Source organism: Sorangium sp. So ce363, assembly GCF_051520435.1.
Taxonomy (GTDB): Bacteria; Myxococcota_A; Polyangia; order Polyangiales; family Polyangiaceae; genus Sorangium; species Sorangium cellulosum_B.
Genome location: NZ_CP150333.1, coordinates 9,009,341 through 9,027,469 on the forward strand (window position 1 = coordinate 9,009,341; position 18,129 = coordinate 9,027,469).

The window sequence follows — 18,129 nt, forward strand, 5'->3', positions numbered from 1 at the left end:
GAGACAGCGGGAGATCGCGCCCATGATCCACGGCGTCAGGAGAGGCCTGCCGCCTGCAAGGGAGCTCCCTGGGGCAAACAGGCACCTTGCGGGCGGCGGCGCGACATACTGCCATGATCGTCATCCCTCTTCGCTCGACCCCCGCAGACGCGCCATGCCGCCGCCGCGCTGCTGTTCCGGCGCCACGAGGCGGCTGAATCCGTGAATCTCGATCTGGCAGGCTTTGCGCGTCTCTCCCGCTTGCTCGCCGGCGGTATACGCTCCATAGAGATCTCATGGACGCCATCGATCTCCTCGTACGCCACCACCGCGAGCTCGAGCAGCGATTCTCCGAGCTGAAGGAGGCCTCTTCCGTCACCGCGGCGCAGTTCTCCGCTGCCGCCGACCTCCTCGCCACCCACATCACGATCGAAGAGCAGGACTTCTACCCGGCCGTCCGGGCTCGCCGCACCGAGGATATCCTCCTCGAGTCGCTGGAGGAGCACCTGTCCATCAAGCGGGTGCTGGCCGATCTCGTGGCCCTCGACGCCGCGGACGAGACGTTCGGGGCCAAGCTCCATGTGCTCGCCGAGCAGCTCGAGCACCACCACAAGGAGGAGGAAGAGCACCTGTTCCCCAAGGTCAGGAAGCTCCTTGACGACGGCGCGCGCGAAGCGCTCGGGCAGCAGATGCACGCGAGGATGCGCGCGCTGCAGCAGGGGGAGCCCCGCAGGCTCGTCCTGGGCCAGACCGACGCCGCAGCGCCCCTCCCCTGAACCATGCGCTGCCTCTCCAGCCCCCTCTCCCCGGTGGCCCCCGGTGCCGTGAGCGCCCGGACACGCAGCTCAGAGACGGCTGGACGGCTGGACGACTGTTAGAAACGATACCCTCGCGCAACACGCGCGTGCTGAAGCCGGACGTAAAAACCTGAGCCGCACGCGCGCGCCAGCGCCACCCTACAAGTCAGAGAAACCCGAGAAATTCGTCGGAGCGAATGCGATTTTTCTAGTAGGAGTTTCCCTACGGTTGTTATTCTAGACTGCTGCGAGTCTCGTGGCAGGGGTCCGGAATGGCCGCGGGAAGAGAGCATGCTGCGAAGAAGCCGATGGACAGGGCCTGATGCCGTACGCCAGCTGCTCGGCGCAGCGGACGCTGTCCGGCGCGCGAACGAGCGATGTCCAACGCTCACCGGGGGATCTTCGACGGAGGTAGGATGACGGCTCGACCTGTACTCTCGATTGACACATCCTTCGACCCGGACAGCGCGTGGTTCGCGGCCGGACGCACGCAGCTCTACGGGCGTATGGGAGAGCAGTTCTCCATCGTACCGTTCGGACGCGCCAGCGCGGAGCGGAGGCGGATACTCCGCCAGATCGCGCGCGCCGAAAGCACCGGCAATCCATTCCGGGCGATCGTTGTGTCGTCCCACGGCAAGACGAGCTGCGTTGTGGACGACGAGTCGCCCGATGGCATCCTGCTGTCGCACGAGAGCCCGGCGCAGGAGATCGAGCTCTGGGCGCGCAATCGCGTGCTCTATTTCTGCTGCGGCGAGACCGCGAACGGCCCGCTGTTCGACAGGCTCCTCGACGCGGGAGCGCGGGCGGTGGTCGGCTTCACGGGGAGGCTCGGCGCCACGACCGTCGACGGCAAGTTCTTCTGGCGGCTGCTCGATCACGAGCTGGTGACCTGCGCGCTGCACGACCAGCAGGTGCCGGGCTTCGAGAGGGCGCGGCAGCAGTTCCTGGAGCGCGTCACGCTGCGTCTCACGTCGCTCCCCGACGACGGAGCGGTGCGGGACGAGCTCTCGAAGATGAGGGACCTGCTCGTGTCGATGGTGATCCGGGGCCCGGGGAAGGGCTAGCCCGAGCGCGGCGCGCTCTCCGGTAGACCGAGCGCGGCGCGCTCTCCGGTAGACCGAGCGCGGCGGGGTCCGGTAGATCCAGGAGAGCCATGAGACGCAAGCCGACGGTGGTGCTCTCCTCGGCGGCGCTCCTCCTTGCCGCCATGACGGGCGACGGCCTCGCCAGCCCGCGCGCGGCCGTGCGCGAGGAGGCGGAGGAAGCGAGCGACGCGTGGTTCATGGACGGCGGGCGCCACGTCGCCGTCGAGCGGCTCGGTCCGGCCGCGCTGGGCGCGTCCTCGACGCCGCGCGCGCTCGCGCCGGTGCGGCTCCGCTATCCAGGCGGCCGGACGGTCGAGGCGAGCGTCGGCGCGACCGCGATCGTGGAGGTCGAGCCCGGCGCGCAGGACGCGCTCGACGCGCTCGGCGCCGCCGGCGTCGAGCTGGTGAGGCCGCTGATGCCCTCGATCGGGCTGTGGCTCGTCAGGGACACCGGCGGCGGCGACGGCCTCGACCTCGCCCAGCGCCTCCAGGGCGCGGCGCGGCCGGCCTCCGTGCGCGAGGCGATCCCGGACCTCCACGTGCGCCTCAAGGCGCACGGCGCGCCGTTCGCGCCGGACGACCCGCGCCTGCCCGACCAGTGGTACTTCGACGACCTCCGGATGCAGGAGGCCTGGGGGCGCACGCAGGGAGACGCGGCCACGTCCATCGTCGTCATCGACACCGGCTGCGACCTCGATCACCCCGACCTCGCCGCGAAGATGGATCCAGGCCTGGACGTCATCGACGACGACGACGACCCCACCTACCAGCCGGGCGAGCAGAGCGTGAACCACGGGACGGCCTGCGCGGGCCTGATCGCCGCCGACACCAACAACGGCGTGGGCATCGCGGGCGGCTGCCCCGCCTGCAGGCTGCGGTGCGTGCGGCTGATCGACGACGAGCCGCGGCCGATCTCCGCCTCGGTCGACGCCTTCGAGTTCGCCCTGCAGGTGAACGCCGCCGTCGTGTCGAACAGCTGGGGGTACGCCGACCCGATGCCCGTCCCCAGGGTGGTCGAGGCCGCGATCAACCGCCTGTTCGACGCCGGGCGCAACGGAAAGGGGGCGCTCGTCCTGTTCGCCGCCGGCAACGACGACCGGGAGATCCTCGACGACGAGCTCCAGGCCGTGCGGGGCGTCCTTACCGTGGGCGCCGTCAACCACCTGGAAGACGCGACGTCGTTCACGAACCGCGGGAGATCCATCGATCTCGTCGCGCCCACGGGGACGCTGAGCACCGACATCGCCGGGAGCGAGGGGGACGACGCGAGCGACTACACCTCGCGGTTCGGCGGCACCTCGTCGGCGTGCCCGGTCGCCGCCGGCGTCGCGGGGCTGCTGGTGAGCGCCGCGCCCGAGCGGACGGCGGGCGAGCTCTACGACGTCATGATCCGGACGGCGCGGCTGGCGCCCTACGCGGTCCCCGACGAGAGCGGGCACGATCCCATCTTCGGGCACGGGATCATCGACCCTGTCGCGGCGCTCACGGAGGTGCTCGGGGACGAGCCGCCGCCGCTTTCGGGAGGCGGCGAGGGCGCCGACGACCAGCGCGCCGGCTGCGGGTGCGCCTCGGCCGGCGCGGGCTCAGGCGAGCGGCGAGGCCTCGCGGCGGCGGCGCTCCTCGGCCTGGCCGCGGCGGCGCGCCGGCGCGGCGCGGCCCGCGCGCGCCCCTGAGGGGGACGTCACGCTCCAGGCCGCCGCCCGGCCCGGAGCGCATCCCGCTGCGCGAGGAGCCACGCGCGCGCCTCGCCCTCCGTCTCGAAGAACTCGACCGGATAGGATTGCCTCGACAGGAGCTGCACGCTCTTCGCGGCGAGCGTGGAGACGACACGCACGGCGAAGCTCGCGCCGAACAGCGCGATCGCGTCGAAGCGCACGCCGCGGAGCTCGTCCGCCATCACCTTGCGCGCCGACGCCGAGATGGTCCCGGTGCGGCGCGCATCGGAGAGCACGAGGACCGCGCGGCCGCTCTCCGACAGGCGCCTGCACGCGGCGGCGATCGCGCGCGCCGTGTCGTCCGAGATATCGCCCTCGATGGCGGTGCACAGGATCCCCTCGGCGTCCTCGCGGAGGGCCCGGCTTGCGTCGTCGATGCGGGGGTCGCTCATGGCGTTGCACGGTAGCTCGTTTGCGCGGCGGTACGACGTTCGCTCGATCACGGACGCCACCCGCGACGACCGGCGAAGCGGCCGATCGAGCGCGTGGGTCGCGGATCGAGGCCGCGCATGCGCCGGGTCGTCCGCGCGCCGCGGAGGGTGACGTCACGCCTGGATCCGCCGCCCGGCCCGGAGCGCTCCCCGCTGCTGGAGGAGCCACGCGCGCGCTTCGGCTTCCGTCTCGAAGAACACGAGCAAGGGGAACCGCTTCGTGAGGAGGTTGATGCTCTTCACGATGAGCGTCGCCATGACGCGGATGGAGAAGCTCGCTCCGAAGACCGCGATCCCGTCGAGGCGCGCCGAGCGCAGCCCGTCCAGGTACACCTTCCGCGCCGCCGGCGTGACCGCCCCGCAGCGACGCGCGTCGGCGAGCACCAGGACCTCGCGGCCGCTGTCCGTCAGGCGCTGGAAGGCGTCCACGAGCGCGCGCGCGTTGTCCTCCAGGACATCGCCGTCGGTCGCGATGACCAGGAGGCCATCGGGCTCCTCACGGAGCTCGAAGCGCGCGCCCGCCGGACGGGGATCGCTCATGCCAGGCATGGTAGCCCATCCCCGCGACGCGCGTCCTGCGCGCCGGCGCTGCGCGATGGCGCGCGCCTCGGAGGGCGGCGGGCGTCATGCGCCCTGCCGCTGCGTGGCCCGGAGCGCGCCTCGCTGGGCGAGCAGCCACGCGCGGGCCTCGCCCTCCGTGTCGAAGAACGCCAGCGGATAGACCTCGCCCGTGAAGAATTGCACGCTCCTCGAGGCGAGCGTGGTCACGACGCGCAGGGAGAAGCTCGCCCCGAAGACCGCGACCCCGCTGAAGCGCACGCCGCGCAGCTCTTCCGCCAGCGCGCTGCGCGCCGCCGCCGTCAGGGTCCCGACGCGGCGCGCGTCGGAGAGCACGAAGACCTCGCGACCGCTGTCCGACACGCGCCGGAACACGGCGCAGAGAGAGCGCGCGATCTCGTCCGAGATGTCGCCCTCGATGGCGAAACAAAGAATGCCGTCGGCGTCCTCCCGGAGGAAAGGGCATGCGTCCTCGGAACGGGGCTCGCTCATCTCCCGCAGGCTAGCGCATCCGGCTCACGGCACGGCGAGCGCTCGCGGGGCCGGCGCGGGAGAGCGCTCGCCGGGTGACGCGCCTCACCGAGCGCCGCGCGGCGCGCCGCCGCCGAGCGCGCCGCCCGGCGCGTGAGCCCCCGCTCAGCGCCTGCGCCGGCGCGCGGCCAGCGCGAGCAACGAGGCGCCCAGCGCGCAGCCGAAGGACGCGGAGGAGCTCGCGGCCGCGGCGGCCGGCGCCACGACGCGGCAGCCGCACCCGACGTCGTCGACGCCGCCCGCTGCGCCCTCGGCGGGCGCCTCGCCGCCGGCGCCGCCGCCACCACCGCCGGCGCCCTCCGCGGCGGCCCGGCACGCGGCGACCTCGTCCGGCGTGCCGATGCACAGCGTCGGCTTGCGCGATTCGCCTTCTTGCAGGCCGTTCACCACGATCACGGCGAGGTCATCGGCGCCCGCCGTATCGACAAGCGCCGCGCCGGAGGCGACGTCGCCGGCGCGCACCACCTCGCCGTACACGCGGCCGCGCCGCGCCGCGAGCAGCAGCGCGAGGCCGGAGAGCTGCGCCGGATCGTCCGCGGGCGCCGGGAGCGCGGCCGTCATGGTCGCGCGCCCGGCGGGGGAGACGCTGAAGTACTGCGCCGACGCGTGGAAGACGCGCAGCCCGTCCGCGTAGGGCGCGGCGACCTCCTCCGGGGCGAGCCCGCGGTAGCCGGACCCGGCGGCGTAGGAGCGCTCGGGATCCGCGGCCGATCCGGTGAGCAGGTTCCAGGCGGCGAACTCCACGAACGCCTCGGCGAACGTCGCCTGCGCCCGCGACGAGAGCAAGGGGTCGAGCTGCTCGAACCACACCGGATCCGCCTCGCCGTTCGCGCCGTCCTCGAGGCGCTCCCAGAGCGCGCGGACCGTGCCGTCTCCGAAGCGCTCCTCGAGGAACTGGAAGAAGAGCGCGCTCCCGTAGCTGAAGGGGTCCACAGGGCCGGTGAAGGGCACGTCGAGCGACCGATCCGTGTTCGCGAGGTAGCCGTCGACGAAGCCCTCGAAGTCCTTCAGCGAGGGGTCGAACGACTCGGTCGCCCAGACCGCGGTCCCCTCCGTGATCAGCGTGTCCTGGCCGTGGTCGTAGCCCGCCTGCACCGCGTGGAAGAGCTCGTGGCTGCCGAGGATCCGGTTCGCCGTCAGCGTCGACGGATAGCCGTAGCCGCTGTAGTCGTTCTCCTGGGTCATGAAGCCGGCGCAGCGGTCCCCGGCGTCCTCGGCGCAGGCGTCGACCCGGAACGCCCCGTCGCCGACGCCGGCGAAGTCGACGAGGTAGACGTCGAAGCGGCCGTCGCCGCCGTTGTCGGGCAGGTCCTCGTCGCTCCTCGGCGGCCGGAAGCCGAGGACGTCTCGGTAGTGGGTGATGACCTCGTCGTAGACGGCGGCGACCTCCTCGACGAAGTCGGGGACGCCCGTCGCGTCGCCGTCCTCGGCGGGCACCGCGCAGCGCCCCTCGCGCGCGAAATGGACGAGGAAGCTCCCGGACGCCGACGCGAAGGTCTCGACGACGTCGTCCGGATCGAACCGGAACTGGAGGCTCGTGCCGCGCGCGTCGGGCCGTTCGAGCGGCGCCGCGGCGGGCCCGTCGAGCGGCGGCGCGGCCGTGTCGTCCGCGCCGCAGCCGGCGAGCGCCGGCGCGAGCGAGGCCGCGAGCGTCGGCGCGAGCCAGACCGCCACGCGGCCCAGGCGGCGCCATGGGGCCGCGGCGCGGCCCAGGCCGCCGCGCCACGCGGGCACCGCGCCGGCGGTCCGCGTCACGGCAGGAACGCCCACCGGATCTGGAAGTTGGCGGAGCCGGTGTCCTCCATCGGGACCATCCCGGTCTCCTGGCACTGCGCCTGCGTCTGCTCGTTGTAGAAGTGCGTGACGGTCAGCTTGAGGCTCCGGCCGTCGGCGAGCTGGAGCACGTAGACGAGGCCGGTCATCTTCACGCACCCGGGGTAGGTCCAGTAGCCGGAGAGCGCCGTCGCCGGGGAGTCCAGCCCGGAGCCGTCGGGGATGAGCTCGCAGCTTTCGGTGAAATACTCGTCGCTGCGGAGCCTCGGCTCGCCGGGCGCCTCCGCGATCCCATCGTAGTCCGGGGTGCCCGGGAGCCGCGCCGCCGTGACGCAGGACGGCCCGGAGTGGCCGCTGTTGATGCGCACGATGTAGCGCCGGAAGGCGATGTCCCAGTCCATGGACTCGAGCGCTGCCTCGTCGGAGAGCTCGACCTTCTCGAGGCCGGCGTCCGTGAACCGGGCATAGACGTAGGCGTCGGGCTCAGAAGCGAAGGGGCCGCCCGCGGTGGCGTCGACGATGGAGCGGATGCCAGCGCCGTCCTGCTCGTTGAGGATCTCCCCGGGCGCCACGGTGTCCTGGAGGTTCATCTGCTGGAAGACCTCGTCCTCGCAGGGCACCGGCGTGGGCTCCGAGCAGACGGGCCCGGCGGGGAGCCCGCCGCCCTCCGCGCCGCCAGGGCCCACGGGGTCCTCGGAGCCGCAGGTGCACACGGCGAGGAGGGCGAGGCCGGCGGCGACGAGGGGAGACGCAGTCGAGGTGCGCATGGGCGACATCGTAACCCAAAGTCGGAGCCGGCGTGCCGGCTAGGGCGCACCGCTGCGCTGGTAGAGCCACCAGTCTCCGACGTGGTCGACGGCGACGATGCTCGGGTCCTTCGCGAAGAGGTGATTCGCCCCCGCTCGCCGGCGGACGAGGAACCAGTCGAAGAAGGCGCCGTGGCGGCGCACGTCGAATTTTTCCGGCGTCCACTCCCACCGGAGCGGCGTGGGCGGCGGGACGACGGCGCCCGGCTCCTCGCGGGGCCTGTAGGCGACGGGCGAGGCATCCCAGACGGCGAAGTGGAAGCTGAGCCAGCCGCCTCGCGTGGCCTGCACCCAGGCGGGGAGATGGATGAACGGCGTCGTCGTCCGGGTCGAGCCGCCGTGATCGAAGACGAGGTAGAGCAGCCTCGGCGCCTGCGGGACGCGGGCGATGATGGCGTCGAAGTCCCGCGTGCTCTGGTCGAATCGGCGGTAGTTGTCGCGAACCACGGCGCCGAGGGAGACGGCGGCGGCCGACAGCGCGAGCACGGCCGGCACCTTGAGCCAGGGTGATCGCGGCAGGTCCGGGAAGGCGCCGAGGGCCAGGAACAGCGCGGCGACGATCTCGCGCGGGTAGACGTACCACCAGAGGCCGATCTGCAGCGGCAGGCTCAGGAACAGGCCCAGGAACACGATCGCGCAGGCGACCGGGGCGAGGGCGGCGAGGCGCGCGAAGGACCACTGCGGCGCGTCCACCGCGGGCGAGAGCGCCGCGCCGGCGCCGGCGCCGGCGGGTGAGCACGCAGCATCGGCGCTGGCGCCTGCGGGTGAGCGCGCCGCATCGGTGCCGGCGCCGGCGAGCCGTGCGGCGGCGCCGGCGGCGCAAACGAGCAGCGCGGCGAGCACGAAGCGCGCTGCCCGGCCGGCCGCCGCCGCCTCGGCGGGGTCGGTGAAGCTCGTGAAGAGGAGCGACGGGACCTCGCCGAGCCGCTCCCAGTGGAGCGCGGGCGCGATGGGCGCCGCGTGCAGCGTGTCGGTCCGGACCACGAGCCACGCCGCGAAGAGGGCCAGCGAGGGCGCGAGCGGGAGCGCGATGGGGCGGAGCCGCCGCGTCGCCGGGAAGACGACGATCGCCGTGCCGACGACGGCGGCGAGCGCGAACGGGAAGCGGAAGATGTGCGTGAAGAACAGCGCGACGAGCGCGAGCGCGAGCGCGATCTGCCGGCCGCGCGAGGGGCGATCGAGGAGCAGGAGCGTCAGGCCGACGACCATCGCGAAGAGGCCGAGCGCGCCCATGTGGTTGAGGAAGCCCCAGTGGGTGAGGTTGCACCAGACGAGGAGCAGGCCGAGGACGCCGAGGAGCGGGCTCCGCTTCAGGCCGTGAAAGAGGACGGCGAGGCCCGCGGGCAGGAGCGCGAGCATCGCCGCCGCCGCGACCTTCACCGCGGCCACGGGAGGGAAGACGAGCATCAGCAGGGCGCCGAGCGCGTACATGGACATGTACGGGACGGCGAGCGGCTGGAGCGTGAACTGCTCGCGGAAGTGCCACGCCGGGTCGAGGTAGTGCCTGAACGCCGCCGTCTCGGCCGCGTGGAACGGGAGATCGGTCATCGGCGGATAGCGGACGACCGCGAGCGGGACGGCGATCACATAGACGGACGCGGCGACGACGACGAGGGCGAGCGCCGCGCTGAGCGGCGCGCGGCGCGCGGCGCGCGGTCGACACGCGCCGCGGCGGAGCAGGCCAGAGAGCGCGCGGCGCGCGGCGCCCGCGGCGCGGCGGAGCAGGCCGGAGAGCGCGTGGCGCGCGGGAGCGGGCGCCGCCAGAGGCTCCGCCGGAGGGGACGGGGTACCCAAGGTGGCGGGAAGCTACCATCTCGGAGCCGAGCCGAGGCCTCGGATGCCCGCCTGGAGAGGTCGCGATGTGCTGGCTCCCCCTCCCGAGGGGGGTTCGGTCGATCTGGAACCGAAAACGGAGCCTCAGCTCCCCGCCTGGAGAGGTCGCGATGTGCCGGCTCCCCTCCCCGAGGCGGGTTCGGTCGATCCTGAACCAGAAAAGCGGCCTCGGATGCCCGCCTGGAGAGGTCGCGATGTGCCGGCCCCCCTCCGCGGGTGACGCTGCTCGGGCCTGAACGGCCGCGGGCCGCGCGAGGCTCATGGCGCCCCGGGTCCCTTGCCCCTCGCCCCCGCGGCGCTCGCGATCTGGGCCTCGAGCGCCGCCACGCGCTCCAGCGCAGCCTCCTTCGCCGCGCGCTCCGCCTCCTTCGCCGCGCGCTCCGCCTCCGCGGCGGTCGGGAAGAGCTCCTCGCCCTCGGGCCCCGTGGCCAGCCGGAGGCGCGCCTCCTCGCCCGCGCCGATCACCCGCAGCCAGCAGCCGAGCACGCGCGCGTGGATCCGGTCGACGTTCGTCGTCTCCACCCGGACGAAGCCGCGCGTCTTCAGCCTCCGGTAGCGCTGCCATCGCACCCGATCGCGGCCCCGCTCCCAGTCGGGATCGAAGATCACGAGCTCCTTCACCCCGAGCTCCCGGTAGCGCTCGGGCGCGTCCACGTAGTCCTTGTAAGGCTCGTCGGACGAGACGACCTCGAGCGCAAAGCTCGGGGCGATGCCCGTCTCCCACACCTTCCAGCTCCGCACGCGCCGGCCCGGCGGCACGCCAGGGAGCACGTACACGTCCGGGGCCACGACCTTGGAGGGATCGAACTGCCGATAATAGATGAACTGGTCTGCCCCCACGAACCTCGGCCGACCGAGCGCCTCGTACCAGCGCTCGATGAGAGGACGGAGGAGCTCCACGATCCACGTCTGAAGGGAGTCCTCCCCCATCTTCTTCTCCACGGGATAGAACGTCGGATCACGCTCCTTGCCGTCACGGTGCGCCCGCCGATGGACCTGCCTGTGCGCCTCGGTCGACATGCCCCATCCTACCCGACCGGGGCGCGCGCATCGACCCGCGCCGCAGCGGCGCGGCGCTCGCCCCTCGGCGCTTCGCCTGCCCGCGCGGCGCCGCCGCCGAGATAGGCTGCGCCCACGTTGCTGCCCACGCGCCTCGCCCCCCATCCGACCGACCTGCGCGGCCTCCCCGCCGCGTCCCGCCGCGAGGCCCGCGCGGCGCTCGCCGTCACCGCGCTCGCCACGGCGTGGTTCGCGCTCGCGGCGGCGTGGGAGATGTTCGGACCCGTCCTCGCCGGACATTACGCGTCGTCGGCGAGCGTCGGGATCATCGCGGAGAACATGCTCCGCTGGAAGATCCCCGGACCCGTGTGGGAATACACAGCGAGCCGGCCAGCGCCCGGGATGTACTACTGCCACCACCCCTGGGGGATCTTCTGGACGACGGCCGCGTTCATGAAGGTCTTCGGGCGGCACGACGTGATCTGCCGCCTGCCCGCCGTCCTCCTGAGCGCCGCGACGCCGCCCCTGCTCTACGCCCTCGGCCGGAGCGTCTACCGCCCCGCCGCAGGGGCCGCCGCGGCGGCGTCGTTCGTCGTCCTGCCGATCACGCTCTCGTTCGCGAACTTCAACGCGCTCGAGGTCCCGGTCATGGCCTGGACGCTGCTCGGGCTCTTCGGCTACGTCCGCCTGTTACAGACATCCAGGCGCCGTTACCTCGCGGTGAGCGCGCTCGGGCTCGCGCTCGGGATGCACGCCGACTGGCCCGCGTTCGTGCTCACGGGCGGGCTGCTCGCGTTCGGCGCGATCCGGGCCTACCTGCTCCCGAGGCGCGTCTTCGGCCCGCTCCCCGAGCGGCGCTACGCCGCGTGGTGGGTGCTCACCGCCTCGCTCGCCGCGCTGACGGCCGCGCTCTACCTGGCCCTCTTCCAGCATGCCGGCAAGCTCGGCGACCTCCTGACGAGCTACGGGCTCCGCTCCTCGGGGAACGCCGAGCCGCTCGGCAGGGTGCTCGAGAGCCGGCGGTACTGGCTCGAGCTCTCGTTCACGCCGATCGCCATCGCCGCCGGAAAGCTCGCCGCGATCGTCTGCGCGGCGCGGCTCGTCCTGCTCCGGCGCGAGCACGACGCGCTGCCGCTGCTCTACCTCGCGACCGCGGCGGTGCAGTACGTCGTCTTCCGGCAAGGCGCCGACATCCACATCTTCTGGCCGCACTACTTCGCGGCCTACTTCGCCCTCGCCGCCGCCGCCCTCGTCGACACCGGCGCGGCGCTCCTGGAGCGCGCCGCCGCCGCGCGGCGAGCCGCCCGGGTCGCGACGCCGCCGGGCGGGGCGGCGCTCGACGCGCCGCCGGGCGGGCCGGCGCTCGCGGCGCCGTCGGGCGGGCCGGCGCTCGCGGCGCTCGCGCTGTGGCTCGTGCCGCTCGCCGCCATCCTGCGCGACGGGCTCCCGGCGCTGCGTTATGCGCGCGAGACAGGCGGGCGCTTCAACGAGCGGGGGCACCTCATCGACTCCGACGGGGCGAAGACGGCGTTCCTGCGATGGCTCGCGCCGAGGCTGCCGGGGGCGCCGACCGACGCGCCCGTCGCGATGCACGAGAGCATGAAGGCCACCTGGGCCCAGGTCTGGGCGCTCGGCGGGCGCGTCGTGACGCCCAACCGACCCCCGCCGAAGGACGCGCCGCCGCGCGGCGCCTACCTCGTGGACACGCGGTTCATGCTCGACCGGGATCAGGCGAGCCTCGCGCAGCGCTTCGACGTGACGGCGGTGGGCCCGTTCTGGGCGCTCGGCGCGGGCGCCGGGGCGCGCACCCTCTCGGCGAGCGGCATCGAGGCGTTCTCGTTCCGCGAGCGAGAGCCGGGGCCCCTCGCCTGGTACCTCGTCTCGGGCACCGAGCCCGAGCGCGAGATCGTGCCGGATCCGTTCCTCACGTGGGAGCTCCGCGCGCACTTCGGACAGCCGGCGGAGCCGCCGGCCGCGCCGCCGGAGACGCTGGAGCAGAAGCGGATCGCGCACAACATGGCGCTCGGCGCGGGCGACGGCGCGCGCGCGGCGGCGCTCTTCGCGGAGATCCGCGCCGCGCTCGCGCCGATCGAGGCGCGGTTCGACGACGGCACGGAGCTGCTCGGGACGACGTTCCACGAAGGCGCCCGCTCGCTCCTCACGATCTTCGTGCGCGCGGGGGGCCCGGCGGCGAGCGACGTGGCGCTCGCGGTGCGCTCCCGGGTCGTCGAGCGCGCCCCGCTGTCCACGACGATGGCGGACCCGGTCGTCCGCGAGGTCGGACCGCCGACGGCGATCTCGCCGCAGCGCTGGAGGACGGGCTTCCTCTATGCCGATCCGGTGCCGATCCAGAAGCGGCCAGGGACGGAGGTGTTCTGGGCGTCCATGACGGCGCGCGGGCGCGGCCGCGCGCCGAAGCTCGTGGATCGCGGCGGCGCGTCGGAGGTCGAGGTCCTGCGGCTGCGCTGAGCGAGCACACGCCGCTATCCCCGTGGACACGGCCCCGCGTTCGGGTTTTACCTTCGGGCATGAGCTCTCGCCGAACAGGGTTGGTTCTGATCCTCGCGCTCGCGGCGGGCTGCGGCGCTCCGCCGCCAGCCGCCCAGTCGCCGGCGCAGCCCGCGTCGGAGGGGCCGACCGGCTCGGCGTCCCCGGAGCCGACGACCTCGGCCCCCCCGGAGCCGAAGCCCGCGGCGCCCCCGCCGGACGCGCAGGCCCCCGCGGCGGCGACGCCGGTCGAGGCGCCCCCGCCGCCAGCCACCTCGAGACCGGACGGCAACGTGAGGCCCGGCGCGGCCACCGCGACCGGCACGCTGGGGGGCAACATCTCCGAATCGCAGGTCCGCGACGTCGTGGAGAAGCACGGCGAGCTGTTCGACGAGTGCTACAAGATCGGCGTCAAGAGCTCGCCGAAGTTCACGGGGAAGGTGACCGTCAAGGCGACCATCGGTCCGACCGGCAGGGTGAACAAAGCTGACGTGGTGAGGTCGACGGCGAAGAATCAGCAGGTCGATCGCTGCGTGGCCGATACCTTCGAGAAGATGCAGTTCCCCTCGCCGCAAGGCGGGGTGACGACCGTCATCACCTTTCCCATCGAGTTCAGCGGCGTCGAGCTCGTGCAACCCTGAGCGGAGCCCTGGCGGCGCGAGGCCAGGTTCTTCCTGGTCGGGCGTGAGGTCCCGCTGAACTGCCCGGCCCCCTGGGAGGGGGCCTACCGGAGACGCGCGACCATGAATGAACCTGGACGACGAGGTCCTGGGCGCGAGCTCTCTCGAAGGCCGCGTCGGGCTTGAAATTTACAGTGCTTCACGGTGCGACGCCACACCACGAGGCCATGGCACTCACGGCCGACCCAAATGTCTGTCATGAGAACCGCTATTTCGCGTTGCGCAAAGCCCCGCCCGGAAGACACCATGAAGCCTCGCTCTGGTGCTTTCGGCGGCTCGTCACGGTCCGCCGCCATCAACGCCTAACTTCTTGGAGAGAGCCATGAACTCGAGATCTCGCCTGTCGTCCTTCGGTCGGGTTCCGGTCGGACATCTGCTGCGGGTCGCGTGCATCGCTGCGGCGCTGCAAGCGGCCGCGTGCTCCAGCGATGACGGCCCCAGCAGCGCCGGGGACAGCGGCGGCACGACGGGGAGCTCGGGGAGCGCGGGCAGCGCGGGCAGCGGCGGAGACAACCTCGGCGGCGTGGCCGCGGGCAGCGGCGGAGACGACTTCGGCAGCCTGGCCACGGGCGCCGGCAGCGGCAACAGCAGCTCGGGGAGCGGCACGCCCAGCAACGAGGACACCTGCGATGGCCTTGACAACGACGGCAATGGCATCGTCGACGACGTCGACGTCGGCGGCGACGGCGTCTGCGACTGCCTCCGCATCGCCACGCTGGGCGAGCCGGGCCGGTGGGGCGACGGCGACGTCTTCGAGTCCTGGTTGAACCAGCGCAGCATCAACGGTGCCGTGGGCCTGAACGGCGCCGAGCTCACCGCGGAGGAGCTCGCAAAGCACCAGGTCATCGTCATCCAGGACGTGAGCGACATCGGGCGCACGTACTCGGACGCCGAGGTCGAGGCGCTCCGCGACTGGCTCTCGAAGGGCGGCGGCCTCATGACGTTGATCGGGTACGGCCAGACCGAGGAGCGCGAGAACGTCAACACGCTGCTCGCTCCGCTCGGCGTCGGCTACGACGAAGCGCAGATCCTCCCGAGGCGAGGCGGCGCCACGGTCCCCATCACGGAGTGGAGCGGAGGGCATCCGGTGCTCGACGGGATCGAGGCTGTCGGCGTGGACACCGGCTACCCGGTGGTCGGCGAGGGCGCCACGCTGGCGACCGGCGACGGCAACGACGTGCTGAAGGCGCTGGAGGTCGGCGATGGCCGGGTCCTGGTCTGGGGCGACGAGTGGATCACCTACAACACCGAGTGGGTCGATCATCCCGAGTATCAGGTCGAGCGCTTCTGGCTGAACGCCATCAAATGGATGACGCCAGCCAACGAGTGCCAGGTGGCCATCCCACCCCAGGTCAACTGAGCCCCTCGACCTCCCGCGCGGCGGTCACGCCGCCCGGGAGCCCTCGGCGCGCCGCGGGCCGGTCACGGTCCGGTAGAGCTCCTCGTATTTGCCCACCATCACGGCGCTGCTGAAGCGCTCGCGCGCGCGGCGCGCGCAGGCGGCGCGATCGAAGCGGGCCAGGCCCGCCGCGAGCGCGGCGAGGCGCGACAGGTCGCCCGGCGGCGCCAGGTAGCCGGTGACGCCCTCGTCGACGATCTCGGGGAAGGAGCCGCGGCGAAAGCCGAGCACCGGGGTGCCGCAGAGCATGGCCTCGATGGCGATCAGCCCGAACGGCTCCTCCCACTGGAGCGGGCAGAGGACGGCGCGGGCCCCGCGCAGGAGCGCGACCTTGCGATCGTGGCCCATCTCCCCGAGGTCCGGTATCCCGCTCTCCCGGAGGCGCGGGGCGACCTCCTGGAGATAATAGATCCGGTCCTTGGGGTGCGCGCGGCCCGCGAGCTTGATCGGCAGGCCCGCGGCCCTCGCGATGTCGAGCGCCAGGTGGGTCCCCTTCTCCTCGGCGTAACGGCCCAGGTGGGCGAGGTAGCCCTCGTCGCTCAGGCTCGGCGGATAACGCGCCGGCGTGACGCCGTGATGGATGACGCACGAGCGCGGGAGCGGGATCTCCAGGGCGCGCTGCCGCGCGCTGATCGCCACGTACGCGACCTCCGGGTGGCGCGCGTAGATGCGCGAGCTCTCGCCGCAGGGCGCGTGGTGCAGGGTGTGCACCGCCGGGACGCGGACGAAGCGGGTGAACGGGACGGCGATCGGGCTGTTCACGTGGATCACGTCGAACCCGTCCTCGCGCGCGATCTCCGAGAAGGCCCAGGCGACGTGGTTGACCTCGTCTTCCGGCGCCGGAGGCCAGCTCGGGCTCCCGTAAAGGGACCGGCGACGGCAGGTGACCACCGAATCTCCCGTCGCGAAGAGCGTGACCTCGTGTCCACGCGCCGACAGCCCCTCGGCCAGCTCGTGACAGAACAGCTCGGTCCCGCCGTACCCGGAGGGAGGCACCCGGATGAACGGGGTGGAAACGATCGCGATCCGCATGCTCGTTGCTCCTCGGTCGCCGCGCCGCGACCGGGCGCCATGCTCGCCCCCGCTCGCCGCGGAGCGCATACCCGCACTCGGGACCCATCAACGAGCATGCCAGCGGGCTGCTCCCCACCTGCCCGGCCGAGGGAGCGCGCGAGGACAGCTGCTGCGCAGCAGACGCAGCGCGGCGCCCGCCGAGCCAGCGCGATCCGGACCGGTGCGCGGCGGTGCGGCGCTTTCTTCAGGCGTCCCGTGCGTCTAGGATGCGCCCTCCCGCTCGCTCCTGCGCGCGGGGCAGCGCGGGAAGCGTCGAGAGCCCGAGCGCCCTGCCAATCTGCACACAGGTGGTCAATGACTTCGAGATCGAATCGTTACGGATCCGCGCTCGCGTTGAGCATTTCGCTGGTGGCCACCGCGGGCTGCCAGGTGGCCACGATGCCCGATCGCGGCCTCATCAATGAGGACACGGGAGGGAGCGGCGGACAGGGAGGAACGGGCGGAGGGGGCGGCGGCGGTGGCTCCGGCGGCAATGACGGCGGCGGCGGGAGCAGCGACGGCGGCGGCGGGAGCAGCGACGGCGGCGGTGGCTCCGGCGGTGGCGATGGTGGCTCCGGCGGTGGCGATGGTGGCTCCGGCGGTGGCAACGGCGGGAGCGACGGTGGCGCCGGCGGAGTCGATGGCAACGGCGGCAACGGAGGCGACGCTGGAGCCGGCGGGGACGGCGGAGCGGGCGGCATCGACGGCTCCGGCGGCGGCGGCGGCAGCGTCCCGTGCACCGGCGACGCCGACTGCCCCGCGCCTGACAGCGAGTGCGCGATCGCGAGGTGCATCGACGGTGGATGCGCGACCGAGCCCGTGGCCTCGGGGACGCCCGTGAAGGTGCAGATGGCCGGCGACTGTCGCGAACGCGTCTGCGACGGTGACGGCGCGGTCACGGAGGTCGACGACGACGACGATTTGCGCGACGACCACAGCCAGTGCACGGTCGACTCCTGCCGCGATGGCTCGCCGATCAACGACCCGGTCGAGGCCGGCACTTGGTGCTCCCTGGCCGACGGCGGGCGGTGCAACCCCGCCGGGGTCTGCGTGCAGTGCCTCGTCGACTCGGACTGCCCGACCGAGGTCTGCATCGCCTACGTCTGCCAGGCCGCCTCGTGCGAGGACGGCCTGCACAACGGCGACGAGGGCGGCATCGACTGCGGCGGCAGCGCCTGCCCTGCGTGCGGAGCGCCGGCCAGGGTGACCTCCGTCGATTATCCGATCATCGCCGTCGGCGGCGCGCTCGTGCTCACCGGCTCCGGCTTCACCGGGGCGACGGGGGTGACCGTGGGCTTCGCGGCGCAGCCCTTCACGATCGACTCCGACACGCAGATCACGATCCCCGCGCTCTCGGGCGCGACGCCGATCGGCCCGGGGGACATCGTCGTGAACCGGCCGGGGGCGCGGTGGACGTCGTTCCCGGTGACGGTGATCCAGCTCCAGATCAACGAGGTCGACGCCGACACGGCGGACAGCGGTGACGTGCTCGAGTTCATCGAGATCAGCACGGGCTGGCGGTACGCGAGCCTCGCCGGTTACACGCTCGTGCTCTACAGCGGGGCCACCGACGGCTCCTACCGCGCGATCGAGCTCGACGGCACGACGGACGTGGGCGGGCTCCTGCTCGTCGGCACCAGCGGCGTCGAACCGACGCCCACCCTCGTATTCCCGACCAACACCCTGCAGAACGGCCCGGACGCGGTCGCCTTGTACCAGGGGCTGCCCGCGGAGTTCCCCACGTCCACGCCGGCCACGGCGGCGCACCTCATCGACGCGCTTGTCTACGGACCGGCGGCCGAGCCGGACACGCAGCTCTTGAGCTCACTGATCTCCAGCGCTCCGGGGCGCGTCCAGGTCAACGAGGGCGCGACCTCCGCGCTGTCGCAGGCGCAGTCGATCCAGCGCTGCGCCGACGGCCTCCGCGACGGCCGCCGCTTCGGGGCGGCGGCGCCCACCCCTCGCAGGCCCAACACCCTCCCCTGCCCCTGAAGGCGCGGCGC

The 18,129-nt window shown here is 73.0% G+C and carries 15 protein-coding genes; 7 read left to right on the top strand and 8 right to left on the bottom strand.

The features are described 5' to 3' along the window. Positions 1 to 275: 275 nt before the first annotated feature. From WMF12_RS33930 to WMF12_RS33940, 3 genes are all read left to right on the top strand, one after another. Complete coding sequence (locus tag WMF12_RS33930; RefSeq protein ID WP_437524352.1) at positions 276 to 755, top strand: hemerythrin domain-containing protein; 480 nt, start codon at positions 276 to 278, stop codon at positions 753 to 755. A 437-nt stretch (positions 756 to 1,192) separates the two neighbouring features. Next, positions 1,193 to 1,840, top strand: coding sequence for a hypothetical protein (locus WMF12_RS33935; RefSeq protein WP_437852092.1), 648 nt, complete (start codon positions 1,193 to 1,195; stop codon positions 1,838 to 1,840). 89 nt (positions 1,841 to 1,929) lie between these two features. Then, positions 1,930 to 3,534: a S8 family peptidase gene (locus WMF12_RS33940; RefSeq protein WP_437852094.1), complete on the top strand. Its 1,605-nt coding sequence runs from the start codon at positions 1,930 to 1,932 to the stop codon at positions 3,532 to 3,534. Positions 3,535 to 3,542: 8 nt separating this feature from the next. Here the strand turns inward: WMF12_RS33940 and WMF12_RS33945 are convergent, their stop codons facing one another. From WMF12_RS33945 to WMF12_RS33975, 7 genes are all read right to left on the bottom strand, one after another. Continuing rightward, positions 3,543 to 3,968 carry an STAS/SEC14 domain-containing protein gene (locus WMF12_RS33945; RefSeq protein WP_437852096.1) on the bottom strand — a complete coding sequence of 142 codons (426 nt, stop codon included), beginning with the start codon at positions 3,966 to 3,968 and terminating at the stop codon, positions 3,543 to 3,545. Between the two features lie 153 nt (positions 3,969 to 4,121). Then, complete coding sequence (locus WMF12_RS33950) at positions 4,122 to 4,547, bottom strand: STAS/SEC14 domain-containing protein (protein WP_437852098.1); 426 nt, start codon at positions 4,545 to 4,547, stop codon at positions 4,122 to 4,124. 84 nt (positions 4,548 to 4,631) lie between these two features. Next, positions 4,632 to 5,057: an STAS/SEC14 domain-containing protein gene (locus WMF12_RS33955; protein WP_437740831.1), complete on the bottom strand. Its 426-nt coding sequence runs from the start codon at positions 5,055 to 5,057 to the stop codon at positions 4,632 to 4,634. 144 nt (positions 5,058 to 5,201) lie between these two features. Next, complete coding sequence (locus WMF12_RS33960) at positions 5,202 to 6,851, bottom strand: MXAN_6640 family putative metalloprotease (RefSeq protein WP_437852100.1); 1,650 nt, start codon at positions 6,849 to 6,851, stop codon at positions 5,202 to 5,204. Continuing rightward, entirely contained in the window at positions 6,848 to 7,636 is a 789-nt protein-coding gene (locus tag WMF12_RS33965; protein ID WP_437852102.1) for an HmuY family protein, read from the bottom strand. Before WMF12_RS33965 ends, WMF12_RS33960 begins: the two co-directional genes overlap by 4 nt. A 39-nt stretch (positions 7,637 to 7,675) precedes the next feature. After that, on the bottom strand, positions 7,676 to 9,469 hold the full coding sequence (locus WMF12_RS33970; protein WP_437852104.1) for a hypothetical protein: 1,794 nt from the start codon (positions 9,467 to 9,469) through the stop codon (positions 7,676 to 7,678). Between the two features lie 297 nt (positions 9,470 to 9,766). Beyond that, complete coding sequence (locus WMF12_RS33975; RefSeq protein WP_437324431.1) at positions 9,767 to 10,528, bottom strand: Uma2 family endonuclease; 762 nt, start codon at positions 10,526 to 10,528, stop codon at positions 9,767 to 9,769. Positions 10,529 to 10,645: 117 nt separating this feature from the next. On the opposite strand from WMF12_RS33975, the gene WMF12_RS33980 reads away from it, so the two are divergent. From WMF12_RS33980 to WMF12_RS33990, 3 genes are all read left to right on the top strand, one after another. Then, positions 10,646 to 12,976, top strand: coding sequence for an ArnT family glycosyltransferase (locus WMF12_RS33980; protein WP_437852106.1), 2,331 nt, complete (start codon positions 10,646 to 10,648; stop codon positions 12,974 to 12,976). 59 nt (positions 12,977 to 13,035) lie between these two features. Beyond that, positions 13,036 to 13,635, top strand: coding sequence for a TonB family protein (locus WMF12_RS33985; RefSeq protein WP_437852108.1), 600 nt, complete (start codon positions 13,036 to 13,038; stop codon positions 13,633 to 13,635). 361 nt (positions 13,636 to 13,996) lie between these two features. Then, positions 13,997 to 15,034 (top strand): hypothetical protein, encoded by a 1,038-nt coding sequence (locus WMF12_RS33990; RefSeq protein WP_437740839.1) that lies wholly within the window; start codon positions 13,997 to 13,999, stop codon positions 15,032 to 15,034. Positions 15,035 to 15,058: 24 nt separating this feature from the next. Here the strand turns inward: WMF12_RS33990 and WMF12_RS33995 are convergent, their stop codons facing one another. Then, positions 15,059 to 16,105 (bottom strand): glycosyltransferase family 4 protein, encoded by a 1,047-nt coding sequence (locus tag WMF12_RS33995; protein WP_437852110.1) that lies wholly within the window; start codon positions 16,103 to 16,105, stop codon positions 15,059 to 15,061. Between the two features lie 375 nt (positions 16,106 to 16,480). On the opposite strand from WMF12_RS33995, the gene WMF12_RS34000 reads away from it, so the two are divergent. Continuing rightward, on the top strand, positions 16,481 to 18,118 hold the full coding sequence (locus WMF12_RS34000) for a hypothetical protein (protein WP_437852112.1): 1,638 nt from the start codon (positions 16,481 to 16,483) through the stop codon (positions 18,116 to 18,118). Positions 18,119 to 18,129: the final 11 nt, after the last annotated feature.

Bases quoted from the DNA above. Each gene is read 5' to 3' on its own strand.
- WMF12_RS33950 (WP_437852098.1), bottom strand. From the start codon at position 4,547: ATGAGCGATCCCCGTCCGGCGGGCGCGCGCTTCGAGCTCCGTGAGGAG.
- WMF12_RS33945 (WP_437852096.1), bottom strand. From the start codon at position 3,968: ATGAGCGACCCCCGCATCGACGACGCAAGCCGGGCCCTCCGCGAGGAC.
- WMF12_RS33990 (WP_437740839.1), top strand. From the start codon at position 13,997: ATGAACTCGAGATCTCGCCTGTCGTCCTTCGGTCGGGTTCCGGTCGGA.
- WMF12_RS33930 (WP_437524352.1), top strand. From the start codon at position 276: ATGGACGCCATCGATCTCCTCGTACGCCACCACCGCGAGCTCGAGCAG.
- WMF12_RS33995 (WP_437852110.1), bottom strand. From the start codon at position 16,105: ATGCGGATCGCGATCGTTTCCACCCCGTTCATCCGGGTGCCTCCCTCC.
- WMF12_RS33955 (WP_437740831.1), bottom strand. From the start codon at position 5,057: ATGAGCGAGCCCCGTTCCGAGGACGCATGCCCTTTCCTCCGGGAGGAC.
- WMF12_RS33985 (WP_437852108.1), top strand. From the start codon at position 13,036: ATGAGCTCTCGCCGAACAGGGTTGGTTCTGATCCTCGCGCTCGCGGCG.
- WMF12_RS33935 (WP_437852092.1), top strand. From the start codon at position 1,193: ATGACGGCTCGACCTGTACTCTCGATTGACACATCCTTCGACCCGGAC.
- WMF12_RS33965 (WP_437852102.1), bottom strand. From the start codon at position 7,636: ATGCGCACCTCGACTGCGTCTCCCCTCGTCGCCGCCGGCCTCGCCCTC.
- WMF12_RS33940 (WP_437852094.1), top strand. From the start codon at position 1,930: ATGAGACGCAAGCCGACGGTGGTGCTCTCCTCGGCGGCGCTCCTCCTT.
- WMF12_RS33975 (WP_437324431.1), bottom strand. From the start codon at position 10,528: ATGTCGACCGAGGCGCACAGGCAGGTCCATCGGCGGGCGCACCGTGAC.